19 protein-coding genes and 1 pseudogene are annotated in these 17,273 nt (G+C 65.0%); 15 read left to right on the top strand and 5 right to left on the bottom strand.

Going from position 1 to position 17,273, the window contains the following annotated elements; translation table 11 throughout:
• The first annotated feature begins 45 nt into the window (after positions 1-45).
• Positions 46-540 carry a MerR family transcriptional regulator gene (locus ACFPN9_RS16145; RefSeq protein WP_082365455.1) on the top strand — a complete coding sequence of 165 codons (495 nt, stop codon included), beginning with the start codon at positions 46-48 and terminating at the stop codon, positions 538-540.
• On the opposite strand, the gene ACFPN9_RS16150 is transcribed toward ACFPN9_RS16145, so the two are convergent.
• The 4 genes from ACFPN9_RS16150 to ACFPN9_RS16165 form a co-directional block, all read right to left on the bottom strand.
• Complete coding sequence (locus ACFPN9_RS16150; RefSeq protein ID WP_377817250.1) at positions 493-3,576, bottom strand: efflux RND transporter permease subunit; 3,084 nt, start codon at positions 3,574-3,576, stop codon at positions 493-495. The two genes, ACFPN9_RS16145 and ACFPN9_RS16150, sit on opposite strands and share 48 nt — an antisense overlap.
• Positions 3,573-4,988, bottom strand: a complete 1,416-nt coding sequence (locus ACFPN9_RS16155; RefSeq protein WP_054207529.1) for an efflux RND transporter periplasmic adaptor subunit — start codon at positions 4,986-4,988, stop codon at positions 3,573-3,575. Before ACFPN9_RS16155 ends, ACFPN9_RS16150 begins: the two co-directional genes overlap by 4 nt.
• A complete protein-coding gene (locus ACFPN9_RS16160; protein ID WP_054207530.1) occupies positions 4,985-5,383 on the bottom strand; it encodes a FixH family protein in 399 nt (132 codons plus the stop codon). Before ACFPN9_RS16160 ends, ACFPN9_RS16155 begins: the two co-directional genes overlap by 4 nt.
• A gap of 128 nt (positions 5,384-5,511) precedes the next feature.
• Positions 5,512-5,964 (bottom strand): hypothetical protein, encoded by a 453-nt coding sequence (locus tag ACFPN9_RS16165; protein ID WP_156449939.1) that lies wholly within the window; start codon positions 5,962-5,964, stop codon positions 5,512-5,514.
• 125 nt (positions 5,965-6,089) lie between these two features.
• On the opposite strand from ACFPN9_RS16165, the gene ACFPN9_RS16170 reads away from it, so the two are divergent.
• From ACFPN9_RS16170 to ACFPN9_RS16235, 14 genes and pseudogenes are all read left to right on the top strand, one after another.
• Complete coding sequence (locus ACFPN9_RS16170; protein ID WP_054207532.1) at positions 6,090-6,422, top strand: four-helix bundle copper-binding protein; 333 nt, start codon at positions 6,090-6,092, stop codon at positions 6,420-6,422.
• Between the two features lie 32 nt (positions 6,423-6,454).
• A complete protein-coding gene (gene copM, locus ACFPN9_RS16175; protein WP_067255015.1) occupies positions 6,455-6,838 on the top strand; it encodes a CopM family metallochaperone in 384 nt (127 codons plus the stop codon).
• An 83-nt stretch (positions 6,839-6,921) separates the two neighbouring features.
• Positions 6,922-7,419, top strand: coding sequence for a DUF305 domain-containing protein (locus tag ACFPN9_RS16180; RefSeq protein ID WP_054207534.1), 498 nt, complete (start codon positions 6,922-6,924; stop codon positions 7,417-7,419).
• Between the two features lie 2 nt (positions 7,420-7,421).
• Positions 7,422-7,664: pseudogene (locus tag ACFPN9_RS16185) on the top strand (cupredoxin domain-containing protein); the annotation flags it as partial.
• A 23-nt stretch (positions 7,665-7,687) separates the two neighbouring features.
• The gene (locus ACFPN9_RS16190; protein WP_054207535.1) at positions 7,688-7,966 is read left to right on the top strand and encodes a copper-binding protein; all 279 of its coding nucleotides are present in this window, start codon (positions 7,688-7,690) and stop codon (positions 7,964-7,966) included.
• Between the two features lie 220 nt (positions 7,967-8,186).
• A complete protein-coding gene (locus tag ACFPN9_RS16195; RefSeq protein ID WP_054207536.1) occupies positions 8,187-10,568 on the top strand; it encodes a heavy metal translocating P-type ATPase in 2,382 nt (793 codons plus the stop codon).
• A 604-nt stretch (positions 10,569-11,172) separates the two neighbouring features.
• A complete protein-coding gene (locus ACFPN9_RS16200) occupies positions 11,173-12,174 on the top strand; it encodes a YVTN family beta-propeller repeat protein (protein ID WP_054207537.1) in 1,002 nt (333 codons plus the stop codon).
• A 127-nt stretch (positions 12,175-12,301) separates the two neighbouring features.
• A complete protein-coding gene (locus ACFPN9_RS16205; RefSeq protein WP_067255018.1) occupies positions 12,302-12,535 on the top strand; it encodes a DUF2933 domain-containing protein in 234 nt (77 codons plus the stop codon).
• Between the two features lie 171 nt (positions 12,536-12,706).
• Entirely contained in the window at positions 12,707-13,381 is a 675-nt protein-coding gene (locus tag ACFPN9_RS16210) for a Spy/CpxP family protein refolding chaperone (RefSeq protein WP_054207538.1), read from the top strand.
• Positions 13,382-13,591: 210 nt separating this feature from the next.
• Positions 13,592-13,849, top strand: a complete 258-nt coding sequence (locus ACFPN9_RS16215; protein WP_047579395.1) for a heavy-metal-associated domain-containing protein — start codon at positions 13,592-13,594, stop codon at positions 13,847-13,849.
• A 5-nt stretch (positions 13,850-13,854) separates the two neighbouring features.
• The gene (locus tag ACFPN9_RS16220; protein ID WP_067255022.1) at positions 13,855-14,334 is read left to right on the top strand and encodes a DUF411 domain-containing protein; all 480 of its coding nucleotides are present in this window, start codon (positions 13,855-13,857) and stop codon (positions 14,332-14,334) included.
• A 167-nt stretch (positions 14,335-14,501) separates the two neighbouring features.
• On the top strand, positions 14,502-15,098 hold the full coding sequence (locus ACFPN9_RS16225; protein WP_197064359.1) for a DUF1016 N-terminal domain-containing protein: 597 nt from the start codon (positions 14,502-14,504) through the stop codon (positions 15,096-15,098).
• Positions 15,008-15,574, top strand: a complete 567-nt coding sequence (locus ACFPN9_RS16230) for a DUF1016 domain-containing protein (protein ID WP_197064358.1) — start codon at positions 15,008-15,010, stop codon at positions 15,572-15,574. The genes ACFPN9_RS16225 and ACFPN9_RS16230 overlap by 91 nt, the downstream gene beginning before the upstream one ends.
• Positions 15,575-15,684: 110 nt before the next feature.
• Positions 15,685-15,888, top strand: a complete 204-nt coding sequence (locus ACFPN9_RS16235) for a DarT1-associated NADAR antitoxin family protein (RefSeq protein WP_377817251.1) — start codon at positions 15,685-15,687, stop codon at positions 15,886-15,888.
• Here the strand turns inward: ACFPN9_RS16235 and ACFPN9_RS16240 are convergent.
• A protein-coding gene (locus ACFPN9_RS16240; protein ID WP_377817252.1) for an IS3 family transposase occupies positions 15,875-17,064 on the bottom strand; the annotation gives its coding sequence in 2 pieces (ribosomal slippage) (positions 15,875-16,815 and positions 16,815-17,064; 1,191 coding nt in all). The two genes, ACFPN9_RS16235 and ACFPN9_RS16240, sit on opposite strands and share 14 nt — an antisense overlap.
• Positions 17,065-17,273: the final 209 nt, after the last annotated feature.

Raw genomic sequence — 17,273 nt, forward strand, 5'->3', positions numbered from 1 at the left:
CCATGGCACTCTGCCTCCCGTAGCCACTACGGGATCAAGCCACATATGCTCACAAAGGCGCGAGGCATCGCCGCGGGACAGCTTGCACAAGCCGCAGGCGTCAATCTCGAGACGGTCCGCTACTATGAGACTATCGGGCTGATGCCCGCGCCGCCGCGCACGTCGGGCGGCCATCGCGTCTACGACGACGCCCATGTCAGGCGGCTGGCCTTCATTCGCCGAGGCCGCGAGCTGGGGTTCAGCATCGACGAGATTCGCGCCCTCCTGATCCTGAACGACCCCCGCCATGGCTCCTGCGCGGAGGTCAAGGACATCGCGTCGACGCACCTCACCGAGGTGCGTCGCAAGCTCGCAGACCTGACGAGGCTGGAGAGTATCCTCGCCGCATCCGTCGCGCGCTGCACCAGTGAGCCGCTCGCGCCATGTCCCGTGCTCGATATGCTCGGACCCGAAGCGTCGTCGCCTGACGCCGCCTTGAAGACGCTTGATCGCTCACTGGACGGGCTCAGACACGATCGGCGAACTGGCGACCGTGCCTGAATTGGCGCCGCCATCCGTCGGATGACGGCCGGACAGCCCAGCCGCCGCCGGCAGCCCCCAGCCCTTGACCAGCCCGTAGATCGCCGGGATCACCAACAGCGTCAGCACGGTCGAGGAGACCATGCCGCCGATCATCGGGGTGGCAATGCGCTGCATCACCTCCGAGCCCGTGCCGGTGTTCCAGAGGATCGGCAGCAGGCCCGCCATGATCGCGATCACGGTCATGATTTTTGGCCGAAGCCGCTCGACCGCGCCGAGCATGATCGCGTCGCGAAGATCGGCGCGGGTGAAGGCTCGTCCTTCCGCCGCGCAGCGCGCCCGCACCTCCTTCAGGGCCTGGTCGAGATAGATCAGCATGATCACGCCGGTCTCGGCCGCGACGCCCGCGAGCGCGATGAAGCCGACCGCGACCGCCACCGACATGTTGAAGCCCTGCCACCAGAGCAGCCAGATTCCGCCGACCAGCGCGAAGGGCAGCGACAGCATGACGATGAGCGTCTCGGTCAGCCGGCGGAAGTTGAGGTAGAGCAGCAGGAAGATGATCGCGAGCGTCACCGGAACGACGATCTTCAGCCGCGCCTCGGCCCGCTCGAGATATTCGAACTGGCCGCTCCAGGCGACGCGGTAGCCGGCCGGAAGCTGGACGGCCTGCGCGATCGCACCTTGCGCCTCGCGGACATAGCCGCCGAGATCGCGCCCGGCGATGTCGACGAAGATGTAGATCGCGAGCTGGCCGTTCTCGGTGCGGATCGTGGTCGCGCCGCGCTTGCGCTCGATCGTCGCGACCTCGCCCAGCGGCACCGAACCGCCCGACGGCATCGTCACCTGGACCTCGCGCGCGATCGCCTGCGGATCCGAGCGCAGGTCGCGCGGATAGCGGATGGTGACGCCGTAGCGCTCGCGGCCCTCGACCGTCGTGGTGACGGTCTCGCCACCCAGCGCCATCGTGACCGCGCCCTGCACGTCGCCGACCGAGAGCCCGTAGCGTCCGAGCGCGATCCGGTCCGGCACGATGTCGAGGAAGTAGCCGCCGATGACGCGCTCGGCATAGGCGCTGGTGGTGCCGGGCACGTTCTTGAGCACGGTCTCGATCTGGCGCGAGACGCCTTCCATTTTGGTCAGGTCGTCGCCAAAAACCTTGACGCCGATCGGGGTGCGGATGCCGGTCGCCAGCATGTCGATGCGGGCGCGGATCGGCTGCGTCCAGGCGTTGGAGATGCCCGGGAACTGCAGCGCCTTGTCCATCTCGGCCCTGAGCGTGTCGGATGTGACGCCGGCGCGCCACTGCTCCTGAGGCTTCAGGTTGATGATGGTCTCGAACATCTCGGTCGGGGCCGGATCGGTCGCGGTCTGGGCGCGGCCGGCCTTGCCGTAGACCGAGGCGACCTCCGGGAAGGAGCGGATGATCTGGTTCTGCGTCTGGAGCAGCTCGGCCGCCTTGGTGACGGAGATGCCCGGCAGGGTCGTGGGCATGTACATCAGCGTGCCCTCGTTCAGCGTCGGCATGAATTCCGAGCCGAGTTGCCGCGCGGGCCAGAGGCTGAGCGCCAGCACCGCCATGGCCAGCAGGATCGTCAGGGTCTTGGCCCCGAGAACGCCGCGGATCATCGGACGGTAGAGCGCGATCAGGCCGCGATTGATCGGGTTCCGGCTCTCCGGGATGATCCTGCCCCTGACGAAGACGACCATCAGCGCCGGGACCAGCGTCACCGACAGGAGCGCCGCGGCCGCCATGGCGAAGGTCTTGGTGAAGGCGAGCGGCCCGAACAGGCGACCTTCCTCGGCCTCCAGGGTGAAGATCGGCAGGAAGGAGACGGTGATCACGAGCAGGCTGAAGAACAGCGCCGGCCCGACCTCGCTTGCCGCCTCGATGATGATCTCGATGCGCGGCTTGCCCGGGGTGCTGCGTTCGAGATGCTTGTGCGCGTTCTCGATCATGACGATGGCGGCGTCGATCATGGCGCCGACCGCGATGGCGATGCCGCCCAGGACCAACGCGACGATGATGCTCTCCTCGATCAGCGTGCCCTTCAGCGTCTCGATCGCCCGCTCGATCAACCCGGAGCGGTCGTAGACCGGCACGATCTCAGCCCCGCCCGGCAGGCTCGCCGCGACCTCGGCAAGACGTGCCTTGGCGTGTTCGATCACGGAGAGCGCGTTGGCGCCGAAGCGTTGCAGGATGATACCGCTGGCGACCTCCCCCTCGCCGTTGAGTTCGGTGATGCCGCGCCGCTCATCCGGACCGAGTTCGACACGGGCGACGTCGGAGAGGCGCAGCGGCACGCCCCGATCGCTCTTCAGGACGATGTTCTCGATATCGGCGATCGACTTCAGGTAGCCGCGGCCGCGAACCATGAACTCGAACTCGCTAAGCTCGACCGTGCGTCCGCCGACGTCCATATTGCTGCTGCGGACCGCCTCGCGCAGCGTCGCGAGCGAGACGCCCTGGGCGCGCAGCCGCACGGGATCGACGATGATCGCGTATTGCTTGACGAAGCCGCCGACGCTGGCGACCTCGGCCACCCCCTCGGCACGAGAAGCCGCGAAGCGCACGACCCAGTCCTGGAGCGAGCGTAGTTCCGCCAGGGTCATGTTCTTGGCGAGGACCGCGTACTGGTAGACCCAGCCCACGCCGGTCGCATCGGGCCCGAGCGTGGGCGAGACGCCCGTCGGGAGACGCCGCGCGGCGGCATTGAGATATTCGAGCACGCGCGAGCGCGCCCAATAGGGATCGGTGCCGTCCTCGAAGATGACGTAGACGAAGGAGACGCCGAAGAAGGAGAAGCCGCGCACGACGCGCGCCTTCGGCACGGTCAGCATCGAGGTGGTCAGCGGATAGGTGACCTGGTCCTCGATCACCTGAGGTGCCTGGCCGGGGTACTCGGTGTAGACGATGACCTGGACATCGGAGAGGTCGGGGATCGCGTCGAGCGGCAGGGTCTTCAACGCATAAACACCCGCCGCCACAGCGAAGGCGGCGGCAACGAAGACGAGGATCAGGTTGCGCGCCGACCAGGCGATCAGGCGGGCGATCATGGCTTGGCCTCCGGCTGGGCGAAGCCGCCCAGGGCGGCCTTAAGGTTGCTCTCGGCATCGATCAGGAAGTTGGCCGAGACGACGACGCGATCGCCCTCGGCGACCCCCTCGGTGATCGCGACCCTGCCATCGCCGCGGCGGCCGAGCTTGACCTCGCGCGGCTCGAACCGACCCTCGCCCAGATCAAGAATGACGACCCGGCGCGAGCCGCTGTCGATCACGGCGCTGTCGGGAACCGCGAGCTGCGGAGCTGGGTCATCGGAGCCGATATCGACGTCGGCATACATGTTCGGCAGCAGCATGCCGTCGCGGTTGCCGATCTCGATGCGGACCTTTGCCGTGCGCGTCGCCTCGGCAATCTCCGGGTAGATCACGCTGACGCGTCCCTCGAAGGAACTCCCCGGACGGCCGCGCAATCGCACCGTGGCTGGCGCGCCGATGCCGACGGCCGCCAGTTGGCGTTCCGGAACATCGGCCAGAACCCAGATCGTCGAGATGTCGGCGAGCCGGAACAGACTGCCGCCGGCCGTCATCTTCATGCCGTCACTGACCGAACGTTCCAGCACGATGCCGTCGCGCGGCGCCGACCAGTTGATCGTCAGCGGCACCTTTCGGCTGCGCTCGATCTCGGCGATGACCTCCGGCGGGACGCCGAGGTTTTCGAGACGCTGCCTTGCGCCGCCTTCGGGCACGCCGCGCGCGGCGGCATTGAGCTCGGTGATGAACTGCGCGCCGGCGGTGCTGATCTCCGGCGAATAGATCCGCGCCAGTTTGGTCCCCTTCGTGACGCGGTCACCGGTCGTGATCGGAGCGACCTCCTGGACGAAGGCATCCGCCCGGATCGTCACGACCGAAACCCGTCGCTCGTCGAGTTGCACCACGCCGGGCACGTGAATCGTCTGGACGATGTTCTGACGCCGGACGGGTTCGGAGCGCACGCCGCTGCGCTGGATGCGCCCGGGCGAGAGCTTGATGACGCCGTCCTCGTTTCCCTCGCCTTCGTAGACGGGGAGATAGTCCATCCCCATCGAGTCCTTCTTCGGAACCGGCGACGTATCCGGGAGCCCCATGGGATTGCGGTAGTAGAGAACGCGCTTCGGGTCGGCCTGCGCCATCCGCTCCTCGCTCGGAGGCTTCACCTCGAAGCTGACGTCCTGGCTGGCGCGGACGGCCGTGAAGGGCCTGCCGTCATCGGTCTGGCGCGGCTGCGCCGAATAGACCGGCTTCCGGTCCGGATCCTGATAGTAGATGATCGGTCCGGTTCCGGCAGGCTCGTTTGCCGCGAGCGAACCTTCGATGCCGAGCCAATCACGCCAGCCGACCGCAAGGCCGCGATGTCCGGCCCAATAGCCCGCACCTCCCGCCGCCAGCATGGCGGCGAGAGCGAGGCCCGTGAGGGCGTTGGGTTTCATGGCAGGGCCTTGAGGATCAGCTTGTTTTCGAGCGTGCCGGTTTCGCCCTGGACCTTGGCGCCGAGCGAGAGCCGCCAACCGCCGGCCATCGTCAGGTTCGTCTTGAAGCGGTAGGTGCCCGACTCGGTCGACGGCATCGTCTCGATCGGCGAGGCCATCATCTCCATCCCGTCGGGTGCCATGTCGATGCGCTGGGCGAAGATCACCGCGTCCGGGACGGGCTTGCCCGAACGCTTGTCGATGAGCGTCACGGCGACGACGACGCCGTTGCCCTGCTTGATCTCGTTCTGCACGAGCCGGAACTCGTAATCCTTGATGTCCGCGAGCGCCGGGAGCGAAACGGCGGCGAGCGGAAGCGCTGCGGCAAGCACGCGCAACGTGTTGATGAGGGTCATGTTCGTAGTCCTGAGTGCATCAGGCTGCCGCACAGGCGCACAGCCTCGGACGTGGCGTTGGCCACGGCTCACCGTCCGCCCGGAAGTCCCGTGCGGACGAAGCCAGCGCGGTTCGCGCCGGCGATGCCTCAGCTTCGTGGAGGTCGCGCGGGTGGCTCGAACGGACGAGACTGACGCGTGGCCTCGTCTCCGGTCAGGCCGAGCTCGGCGACGAACGCCCTGGCGAGCGTGACGAACGACGTCGGCTCGCTGGCGAAGCACTTGGTCAGGCAGAAGCTCAGCGCCGGACAGTTGGTCGTGCAGTCCTTGGCCTTGTCGTGATCCGTCGGACAGCACGGCATGGCACCGTCCATCAGCATCGCCATTTCAACGGTATCGGCCCGCTCGAATCCGGCCCTCGCCGGGCTGACGAAGGCAGCCAACGTGGTGGCCGCGACGAACAGGGCCAGAATCAGACAATGCGCAACGAGCCGAAGCTTCATGACACCGAAAATGGCACAGCGCCCAAAACAGAGTAAGGAGGGAACTTTCAACAGTTCGTCATCGCAGGGCCTTCGACCGTCGTCGTTGCGGCTCGTCAATAACCGTCGAGGGCGTCCCGCGCCGCATTGTTACAGATTGTTTCAGACAGGAACTCCTCACAGTCGCACGCGTCTTCCCCGAGTAGCCCTTCAATGGAACCGCAACAGCTTCAGGGAGAACGATCGTGCACCAAACGTCCCCCGAGATGCAGGCATGCATTGACGAATGTTTGCGCTGCTACCAGGCCTGCCTGGGCATGAGCACCAACCATTGCCTCAAGCTCGGTGGCGACCATGCCAGCCCGGATCACATCCAATTGATGCTCGCCTGTGCCGAGACTTGTCGCGCCAGCGCCCAGGTCATGATCATCGGCTCGCGGCATCACAAGCATCTCTGCGCCGAGTGCGCCGATATCTGCGAGGACTGCGCCAACGAATGCGAACGGATCGGAGATATGGACGACTGCGTCCGGGCCTGTCGGCGGTGTGCCGAAAGTTGCCGGAAGATGGCGGCATAGCCGCTCGCCTCCTTATCCTAGGGAGAACTCACATGAGAAACCTCACAGTGATTGCCTGCCTTGCGGCATCGATCGTGACCGTGGCATTCGCCCAGCCAGCTCCCAAGCCCGATACGGGCCACGACATGCCCATGAAGATGATCATGCCGGATGCCTCGGACTCCGCGTCGACCAAGGAATACAAGGCGGCGATGATGCACATGATGCAGTCCATGCCGACGACCTTCACGGGCGATGCCGACGTCGATTTCATGACGCAGATGAAGGCTCACCACCAGGGCGCGATCGAGATGGCCAAGGTCGTACTCGCGAACGGCAAGGATCCATCGGTCAAAAAGCTGGCGGGTGAGATCGTCAGCAGTCAACAGCGCGAGGTCGAAACGATCGAGCAATGGCTGAAAGCCAAGGGCCAGTAGCCCCTGCTTCCTGCGGGCGCTGGCCACCTTCGTTCTCATCGCGACGGGTGTGGCGTCCGCTTTCACGCCCAGTGGAGACGGATATGCAAAACCACCACCGGGCCCACGGCAGCCCTTCCCAAGGCGGTCACGGCTCGCATGGCAGATCTTATCTGATGTTCTGGCTGAACATGATCCTCGGCCTGATCGTCATGTACGTCGTGATGTTCTCGATGATCGACGGCTGGCGCGACTTCCGGAACAATCTGAACATGTTCTACATGGCGGTCACGATGTGGGCGCCGATGGGCATCCTCATGCTGGCGACGATGCCGGGCATGTTCCCGAACAAGAGTGCCAACACCATTCACTACGTCGCCCTTGCGTTTCTCACCGTCGCATCGTTTTACGGAACGCGAAGCCAGACCCTGATCGACGATCGCCAGTTCGTCGACTCGATGATCCCGCATCACTCCGGCGCGATCCTCATGTGTCGTGAGGCGAAGCTCGCCAATCCGGATCTGAGGAGGTTGTGCGAGGCGATCACGAAGGCACAACGCGAGGAGATCCAGCAGATGGAGGCGATAAGAGGTCGGCTGTAGGACGCCCCAACGGCGAACTCGACCACGAGCTGGTGCTGGCCACGCTGGAGGAGAACCTCAAGCATGCCATCGAGATGCAGAAGAATCCCGACATGGAACACGACGATCCGAACGCCAAGCGGCTCGCGCCGAAGAAGACGGGCGAGATCGTCTGGGCCTTCACCAAGGCGGGCGAGTTCGACTTCTCCTGCCTGATCCCCGGCCATCGCGAAGCGGGCATGACCGGCAAGATCATCGTCAAGTAAGCGTCAGAGGAAAGGATCATCCCATGCTGAAGACCACCGCCACCCTCGCATTCCTGATGGTCGCGCTGCCGGCTGCCGCCCAGTCGGTCAATGGCACCGTCACCAAGGTCGACGAGGCCCAGGGCAAGCTCACCATCAACCACGGCGCCATCAAGAACCTCGACATGGATGCCATGACCATGGTGTTCCGCGCGGGCGATCCCGCCATGCTCAAAGGGCTGAAGGCCGGAGACAAGATCAAGTTCGACGCAGACCGCGTCAACGGCCAGATCACGGTCACCAAGCTTCAAAAGGCGAAGTGACCTAAACGGCCGATCCGGGTCACAGGCATTCACCGGTTTGCTTGCGCTGGATCGGCCCTTCGGGACACCTTGATGCGGCAAGTCTTGAGGTGGTTCACGGAGGTCGAGACCCGCCTCGATCGCGTCGATGGCTGGAGCCCCGGAGGCACGCGCTTGACCTTCCCATCATGGGAAGCCCCAACCTTGCCGCAGCTTATCGATGCCTGCCCGGAGAACCGTCATGACCGACACCCCAACCAGCAAGGACCATGGCCATCATCATGACCATGGCCTCCATGGGGGACATCATCATGAGCATGAGGGAGCAGCCGGGCAGGTGAAGGACCCGGTCTGCGGGATGACGGTCGACCCGCACGCGACCACGCACCGGGCGCAGTACGAGGGCAAGCCCTATTACTTCTGCTCCTCCGGCTGCCAGTCGAAATTCATGGCTGAGCCCGCCAAATACGTCGAGCCGGCGGCGGCCCGGAAGGCTGAACCCGTGCCGGAAGGCACGATCTACACCTGCCCGATGCATCCCCAGATCAGACAGGTGGGACCGGGTTCCTGCCCGATCTGCGGCATGGCGCTCGAACCCGTGCTCGCGACGGCGGAGACCGGTCCCAGCCACGAACTGATCGACATGACGCGCCGGTTCTGGATCGGACTCGCGCTTTCCCTGCCCGTGGTCGTGTTGGAAATGGGCGGGCACCTGACGGGTCTGGGCCACTATGTCGGCCAGCAGACCTCGAACTGGATCCAGATGCTGCTCGCGACTCCTGTCGTGCTGTGGGCAGGCTGGCCGTTCTTCGAGCGTGGCTGGCAGTCGCTGGTTTCGCGCAACCTCAACATGTTCACGCTCATCGCCATGGGCACGGGCGTGGCCTGGATCTACAGCATGGTGGCGACGCTGGCGCCCGGGATCTTCCCGGCCGCGTTCCGAGGCCATGACGGTTCGGTGGCCGTGTACTTCGAAGCGGCTTCCGTCATCACGGTTCTCGTCCTGCTCGGGCAGGTGCTCGAACTGCGGGCCCGGGAGAGCACCAGCGGGGCCATTCGCGCCCTGCTCGACCTCGCGCCCAAGACGGCCCGCAGGATCATGCCCGACGGCACCGAGCAGGAGGTCCAGCTCGACACCGTGCAGGTCGGCGACCGCCTGCGGGTGAGGCCGGGCGAGAAGGTTCCCGTCGATGGTGTCGTCGTCGAGGGGCGCAGCGCGGTCGACGAGTCGATGGTCACTGGCGAGTCGATGCCAGTCACCAAGGAAGTCGGCGCCGCGGCCATCGGGGGCACGATGAACCAGTCCGGCGGCCTCGTGATCGAGGCGCAGAAGGTTGGGCACGACACGATGCTGTCGCGGATCGTCCAACTGGTGGCGGAGGCCCAGCGCAGCCGCGCCCCGATCCAGCGATTGGCCGATCACGTCTCGGGCTACTTCGTGCCCGCGGTCATCGGCATTGCGGCACTCGCCTTCATCGCATGGGCGTTCTGGGGTCCCGAGCCGCGGTTTTCCTACGGCCTCGTTGCGGCCGTGGCGGTGCTCATCATCGCCTGTCCATGCGCGCTTGGTCTCGCCACGCCGATGTCGATCATGGTGGGGGTCGGCCGCGGCGCCCAGGCGGGCGTTCTGATCAAGAATGCCGAGGCCTTGGAACACATGGAGAAGGTCGACACCCTCGTGGTCGACAAGACCGGAACCCTCACGGAGGGCAAGCCATCCGTGACTGCCGTGGTTCCGGCTCCGGGCTTTGACGAAGCCGAAATCCTGCGCCTGGCAGCCAGCGTGGAGCGAGCGAGCGAACATCCGTTGGCGCTGGCCATCGTCGCGGCCGCCGACAAGCAAGGCATCGCCACTGCGCCGGTCGCCGATTTCGATTCGCCCACCGGCAAGGGAGCGCTGGGTACCGTCGAGGGACGGCGCGTCGTGCTCGGCAACGCGGCCTTCCTGACCGAGCATGGCATCGATCCCGCTCGCCTGGCGGACCAGGCGGACAAGTTGCGCGAGGACGGCGCCACGGTGATCTTCGCCGGAATCGGCGGGAAGGCGGCGGGTGCCATCGCCATTGCGGATCCGGTCAAGACTTCGACGCCGGAGGCGCTCGCCGGGCTCAGGGCGGAAGGCATCCGGGTCGTGATGCTCACCGGCGACAACTGGACGACCGCGAAGGCGGTCGCCAGGCGGCTCGGAATCGACGAGGTCGAGGCCGAGGTCCTGCCCGACCAGAAGAGTGCCGTGGTCCAGCGTTACAAGGCGGACGGCAGGGTGGTCGCCATGGCGGGCGACGGCGTCAACGACGCGCCGGCGCTGGCGGCGGCGGATGTCGGCATCGCCATGGGCACGGGCACCGACGTGGCGATGGAAAGTGCGGGCGTGACCCTGCTGAAAGGTGACCTGACCGGAATCGTGCGGGCGCGACGGCTGTCGCAGGCCGTGATGCGCAACATCCGTCAGAACCTGTTCTTCGCCTTCATCTACAACGCGCTCGGCGTGCCGGTGGCGGCGGGAGTGCTCTTCCCGTTCTTCGGCATCCTGCTGTCGCCGATCATCGCGGCGGCCGCGATGGCCCTGTCGTCGGTCAGCGTGATCGGCAACGCGATCCGCCTGCGCACGGTACGACTGTAGTTGCCGGGCCGGGCAGTTCCATCGGGAGCCGCCCGGTCCGTCCGGCTGTTTGATGCAGCGCAAGGTTTCGGTCCGCCAACCGGGTAGACTTCCTGCAATGAAGAGGCGTCGCAAAAAAGCTCTGTCTCCGCTGATGGCCATGCTCCTCGCGGTCGCCGCGATGGTTCTCGTGGTCGGTCGCATGGCGACGCCTGCCTTTTCGGCGCCCGGTCCTGCCACGCACCTGTCCTTGGTCATGGAGCATGGGCACGTCGACCCGGCGGCGGCCTCCATCCATCACGGCCGAAACGCGGATCAAGACAGCGCCGAGGGAACGGCGGGCGGCCCTTCCTGTGACCAGGACTGTCTCGGCGCTTCCTCGAGCTGCCTCGTCGTGCCCCCGGCGATGATCCGTGCCGGTGCCCCTTTCCCGGGATGGCCCGAACCCATCTGCCTCCAGCCCGGGAATGACCTGATGCTGGCCGGGGCAATCCCGGAGGTGCGATTCAAACCGCCAAAATCCATCGCGTAACCCAACCGAATCCCGACCCCGCCGCTTCCGTGATGTCGCGGCCTGCGTGGGCACCGGGACCCAGTTCAATTCGAATTTCGGAAGGACAATGCGATGTTCGCACGCAGAACCCAGATTGCACTCGCCCTCGTCACATCCCTTGGTGCCGCCGGCGCCCGGGCCGACACGATCGTCGTCGCCAACGAGAACGGGCAGAGCCTCTCCATCATCGACTCCCAGACCTCGAAAACCACCACGGCGGCGATTCCGATCTCGCCGCACAACGTCGACGTCACCGCCGATGGCCGCCTCATCCTGGCGACCGGCATGCCTGCGGCACAGTCCGGCAGCCATGCGGCTCACGGCTCCGCGGGCGGGCAGCTCATTCTCATGGACGTCGCTGGCGACGCGCCCGGCGCGCCGCAGGTCGTGACCGTGGGAGGGCATCCGGCGCATGTCGTCCCCGACGCACAAGGGCATTTCGCCTACCTGACCGACGCCGAAACCAACTCGGTGGTGGTGGTCGATATCCCGGGGCGTAGGGTAACCGGTCGCATCCCCGTGCAGAACTACCCGCATGGACTGCGCCTATCGCCGGACGGCAACCTGCTCGCGGTCGCCAACATGAAGAGCGACACGGTCTCGTTGGTGGATACGCGCAATCCGGAGAAGGCCATGCATATCTCCGTCGGAAAGCGGCCGGTCCAGGTCGCGTTCGACCGGAGCGGCCGCATCCTCGTGGTCTCGCTCAACGGCGAGGACAAGGTCGCCATCATCGACGTCGACGCTCGCAAGGTGCTGCGGAAGGCCTCCGTCGGAAACGGACCCGTGCAGGTCTACGTTACGCCGGACGGCAAGGCCGCCCTGGTCGCGAACCAGGGCTCGGCGGCGAAGCCGGACAACCGGGTGTCGGTCGTCGCGCTCGAGGACGGCAAGCTGATCCGGAACGTGACGGTCGGCAAGGGAGCGCACGGCATCGTCATCGCTCGCGACGGTCGCACGGCCTACGTCACGAACACCTACGCCAACACCATCTCCGCGATCGATCTCGGCAGCCTCTCGGCCGGGAAGGCCTATCCGGTGGGCAAGGGGCCGAACGGCATCGCCGCCCGCTAGGTGTCAGGAAGCGGGAGCAGACCGGGTGGGCGGAACGAGCCTTTCCGGTACCTCGCTTGATTTCGCTCAAGGCGCCATTCGCAAGCAAGGTCCAAGATCGGCACGCTCCGCACCGGGAGAGATCGACATGCCCACCACACCGACTCCTGCCCCCGAGTCGCCACGAACCTGGCGGACCCTGCTGATCAACACGCCCCTGGGTTGGGTCTGCTCGCTCGCGTTGGCCGCTCTCGGCATCTACCTCCTCGCGAACCACGGCGGCCACATCGTGACCGCACTGCCCTACCTCCTGCTGCTGGCCTGCCCCCTGATGCATCTGTTCATGCACGGCGGCCACGGCCACCACGACAAGCGGGAGTGACCGCCCAAGGCCGGGCCGTCTGCGGCCCGGCCGGGAACATTGGGGCCCTTGCGGCCCCGGGACCAATGGCTGCGCCCGACGAAAACCTGATCGGCGCTGCCTGCGGCCATTCCGCGAAAGCTGCGCCGACGCCGTTCTTGCCCTTTTTGACCGCTCAAAGGAGACACCGCCATGAAGATGTCCGTTCTCGCGACCGTCCTGGTTACCCTTGCCGGGCCCGCGCTGGCCCAGGCGCCGACTTCCAGTGACCCGCACCATCCAGGTAAAGCCCCCAAGGCGCAGGCCCAATCCACGGCGCCGGGAAAACCTCAGGCGATGCCCGGCCAATCCGGAATGCCGATGCCCATGGGCCAGATGATGCAGGGTCAAGGCATGCTCGGCGGCAGCCAAGGGATGATGGGCCAATTCTCGGCGGAGGATATGAGTGCCTTCGCCGAAGCCCATATCGCGTCCATCCATGCCGGGCTGAGGCTGACCGCCGACCAGGAAAAGCTATGGCCCCCTGTCGAAACCGCGCTCCGGAACCTGGCGACCCTCCACCTCAGCCATATGCAGGCCATGCGCCAGACAGGAGGGATGACGGCAAACGATCCGGTGAACATGCTGCGCACCATGGCCGACCATATGAGCCAGGGATCCGACGCCATGCGCAAGCTCGCGGACGCTGCCGCGCCGCTCCACGCGACCCTCGACGAGGCCCAAAAGCGGCGGCTGCCGGCACTCGTCCGGATGGGCAGCCGAGGCATGATGGGGCAAGGCATGATGGGTCGGGGAATGATGGGACCCGGCGGCGCCATGATGCCCGGATCCGACGGCTCTGACGACGACACCGCGAACAAGCATTGATACGCCACCCCGGATGGAGCCTGGCTCGCAACGAGGTCCTGCTCCGAACCGATGAAAGCGGGCGGACACGGGGTTGGCGCCTCGCAAGGGCATCCTCGAAAGGTACGTGCCGTCGCGACATCGGCGCGTCGTGATGAAACGCCGCTTGACCTTGCCATAATGGGAAGGTGCAGGCTGCTCTCAACGTCGATGAGAAACGGAGATCATTCCATGTGCGGATGCAACAACCACTCCTCCCGGCCGGATCAGGCGGCCGAACGTGATCCGAATGCCCTGACCTTGCGGGTCGAGGACATGACCTGCGGTCACTGCGCTGGCACGATCAAGAACGCGATCGAGACGGGCCTGCCCGGCACGCAGGTCGAAGCCGATCCGGCTTCCAAGTTGGTGTCCGTCCGCGGGAGCAGCGACCTGGCATCCATCAAGGCTCTCGTCGCCAAGGCCGGCTATACCCCGGTCGCAGCCTGAAGGAGATGCTCATGCTCAACCGCCGCAGCTTCCTCGCCGTTCTCGGAACCTCTGGGGCCGCGATGATGGCCGGACGAGCCTTTGCGCAGGCCAACCTGCCGAAGGTGATCGTGACCAAGGATCCGAACTGCGGCTGCTGCGGTGGCTGGGTGGAGCACATGAAGGTCGCCGGCTTCCCCGTCGAGGTCGTCACATCCTCCGACGTCGACCAAGTGAAGCTCCGCCTCGGCGTGCCGGGCGACCTTGCCTCCTGTCACACGGCGGAGGTGTCCGGTTACGTCGTCGAGGGTCATGTGCCGGCTGACGCCGTCAAGCGCCTCCTGGCCGAGAAGCCGCAGGCTCGCGGCCTCGCCGTTCGGGGAATGCCGATGGGTTCTCCCGGCATGGAGGTCGTCGGCAAGGCGCCGGACAGCTACGAGGTCGTCCTGTTCGGATCGTCGGGCCGGACAAGCTTCGCGCGCTACCGCGGCGTGAACCGCGTCTGATCCGGGTCGCATCGGCGCTTTGCCGAGGCAGTGCCTGATTTCGGGTTGGCCAATGGAGCGGTTTTCCGACCACGAGACTGCCAGCGCGGTTCCAGCAGCGGTCAGACCCGTGGTCTGATGCCGAACCGGATGGCATGATGGCGCGGAAAATAGCGCGAAAGCGAAGCATGCCTCTCCAGACGACCCCGCCCGAATACCTCGAATGGCTACGCAACCTGAAGGGCGAGATCCAGCAGGCCCGGCATCGTGCTGCCCTCGCCGTCAACAGCGAACTGATCCTGCTTTACTGGCGGATTGGGCGAGAGATTCTCGAGCGCCAGGCCACCCATGGCTGGGGTGCCCGCGTCATCGATCAACTCGCCGCCGATCTTCATTCGGAGTTCCCGGACGTCAAAGGGTTCTCCCCTAGAAATCTGAAATATATGAGGAAATTCGCCCAGGAATGGGGAGATTCCGCAATTGTGCAACAGGTTGTTGCACAATTGCCTTGGGGCCAGAACGTTCTGCTTCTCGACAGCGTCCCCGACGAAGCGCAGCGGCTCTGGTACGCACGAGCGGCGGTCGAGCACGGCTGGAGCCGCAATATCCTTAAGCACCAAATTGAAACGAAGCTCTATGATCGCCAAGGTCGCGCGATCACGAACTTCACATCGACCATGACGTCTCCCGGCCGATGCCGATCAATCTGTTCAAGGATCCCTACGTTCTCGACTTCGTCGAGATTGCAGGCGATGCGCACGAACGACATCTCGAGAAGACACTGATCGATCGCATCAAGGATCTTCTGCTCGAACTCGGGAAGGGCTTCTCCTTCATGGGAAGCCAGTATCATCTCGATATTGGAGGCCAGGACTACTACCTCGATCTCCTTTTCTACCACACCAAGCTTCACAGCCACGTTGTCATCGACCTGAAGATGGGCGAGTTCGAACCGGAGTTCGCCGGGAAGATGAACTTTTACCTGGCGGGGGTCGACGACAAGCTGCGGACCGAAGGCGATAGCCCCAGCATCGGGCTGATCCTTTGCCGGGGGAAGAACGGCCTCGTCGTGGAATATGCACTGCGGGGCGTGAACAAGCCGATGGCCGTATCGGAGTACACGGTGCTGCCGCCGGAAATTGCGAGAGCACTCCCAAGCCCGGATGTGCTCGTGGCGGGGTTGGAAGATCACCTCAATATCCACGATGAACCGGATGATGGTGATGGCTCCGGCGGGGGAATGTCAGGCGGACCTCGATAGGTGCCTATGAGGCGCTGGCCAGTTCCCGCCTCTCCTCTTCCGGGAAAGATCAACATCTCGCCCTGCCTCGCTTCCCCAGATCGAGCGATTGCCGTGGCCCGCTATGCGGAATGCGATCGGTCGCTTTGGATCCAGAGGATGCCGCCGAGCAGGACGTTCATGAGTTCAACCCCGAGAAGCAGGTCAACTGCCCGGCCCGGGCGTTCGCGGAATTCAAGAGCCTCAATGCAAGGTCGGAGCTTGAGAAAGCCGCAGCCGACTTCGATTACTTCGCATCCAGGCTGACGTTGCCCCCAGTTTCTATCCAGCGCTGAGTTCGTTTCCGGCGGTTACGGAGCCCGTTTGGGCTGGTGAAGCGACGGTCTCTGGCGCCGTGCTTGTCGCATAGCGCAGCGCCAGGAGCCGTCGCGGGGAGAAGGTCGAGGCGAAGACAGACGGCGTCTGCCACCCGAGCTGGGAGTGAGGGCGTTCGGTGTTGTAGTCTGAGCGCCAGTTGGCCAAGGCGGTCCGGGCCTGTGCCAGGGACGAGAACAGCGTCTCGTTCAACAGTTCGTCTCGCAGGCGGCCATTGAAACTCTCGATGAAGCCGTTCTGCATCGGCTTTCCGGGCGCGATATAGTGCCATTCGACGCGGGCCTGATCTGCCCATGCCAGGATCGCATTGCTGGTGAACTCGCTGCCATTGTCGCTGACGATCATCTTCGGCCTGCCGCGTCCGGCGATCACACGGTCGAGTTCGCGAGCGACCCGAAGGCCAGACAGCGAGGTGTCGGCGACCAGCGCCAGGTTCTCTCGCGTGCAGTCATCCACGATGGCCAGTATCCGGAAGCGGCGGCCATCGGTGAACTGATCGGAGACGAAGTCGAGAGACCAGCGTTCGTTGGGCCTGAGCGGAACCAGCATCGGCGCTCTGGTGCCGATGGCCCTTTTACGCCCTCCACGCCGGCGCACCGCCAGCTTCTCCTCGCGATAGAGCCGAAAGAGCCGCTTGTGATTCACGACATGGCCTTCGCGTCTGAGCAGGACATGCAGACGCCGGTACCCGAAGCGTCGGCGCTCGCGGGCGATCGCGATCATCCGCTCCCGCAGAGCGCAATCGTCAGGGCGCGCGGATCGATATCGCACGGTCATGCGGCAGCAGCCGATGGCTTTACACGCCCGCCGTTCGCTCATCGCGTGATGCTCCACGAGATGCGCGACAGCTTTCCGCTCGGCAGCGGGCGTCACCATTTCTTTCCCAGCAGATCCTTCAGCGCGACATTGTCGAGCATCGCATCGGCCAGCATCCGCTTCAGCTTCGCGTTTTCGTCTTCCAGCGTTCGAAGGCGTCTGGCCTCCGACACGTCCATCCCGCCGAACTTCGCCTTCCATTTGTAGATGCTGGCGTCGCTCACACCGTGCTTGCGGCACAGATCGGCGACCGAGACTCCCGATTCCTGTTCCTTCAGGATCGCGATAATCTGCTCTTCTGAGAAACGGCTGCGCTTCATGTTCTGGTCCTCTCATTGGGCCAGAACGAACTTCAAACCGGATCAAGCCCGAGGGGCAACGTCAAAGACAGGCTCAATGCGGCTGGGAGTTTCGATCATTTTTGCCGGATGCAGATTCCGACGCGACCGGCCGGGTAATCCAATAATTAACCGGCCACTGTTCCGAGAATTAACCGGTCGGGATTCCGAGAATTATCCGGCCAGGGCGG

The organism is Allobosea massiliensis (assembly GCF_042655245.1).
GTDB classification, from domain to species: domain Bacteria; phylum Pseudomonadota; class Alphaproteobacteria; order Rhizobiales; family Beijerinckiaceae; genus Allobosea; species Allobosea massiliensis.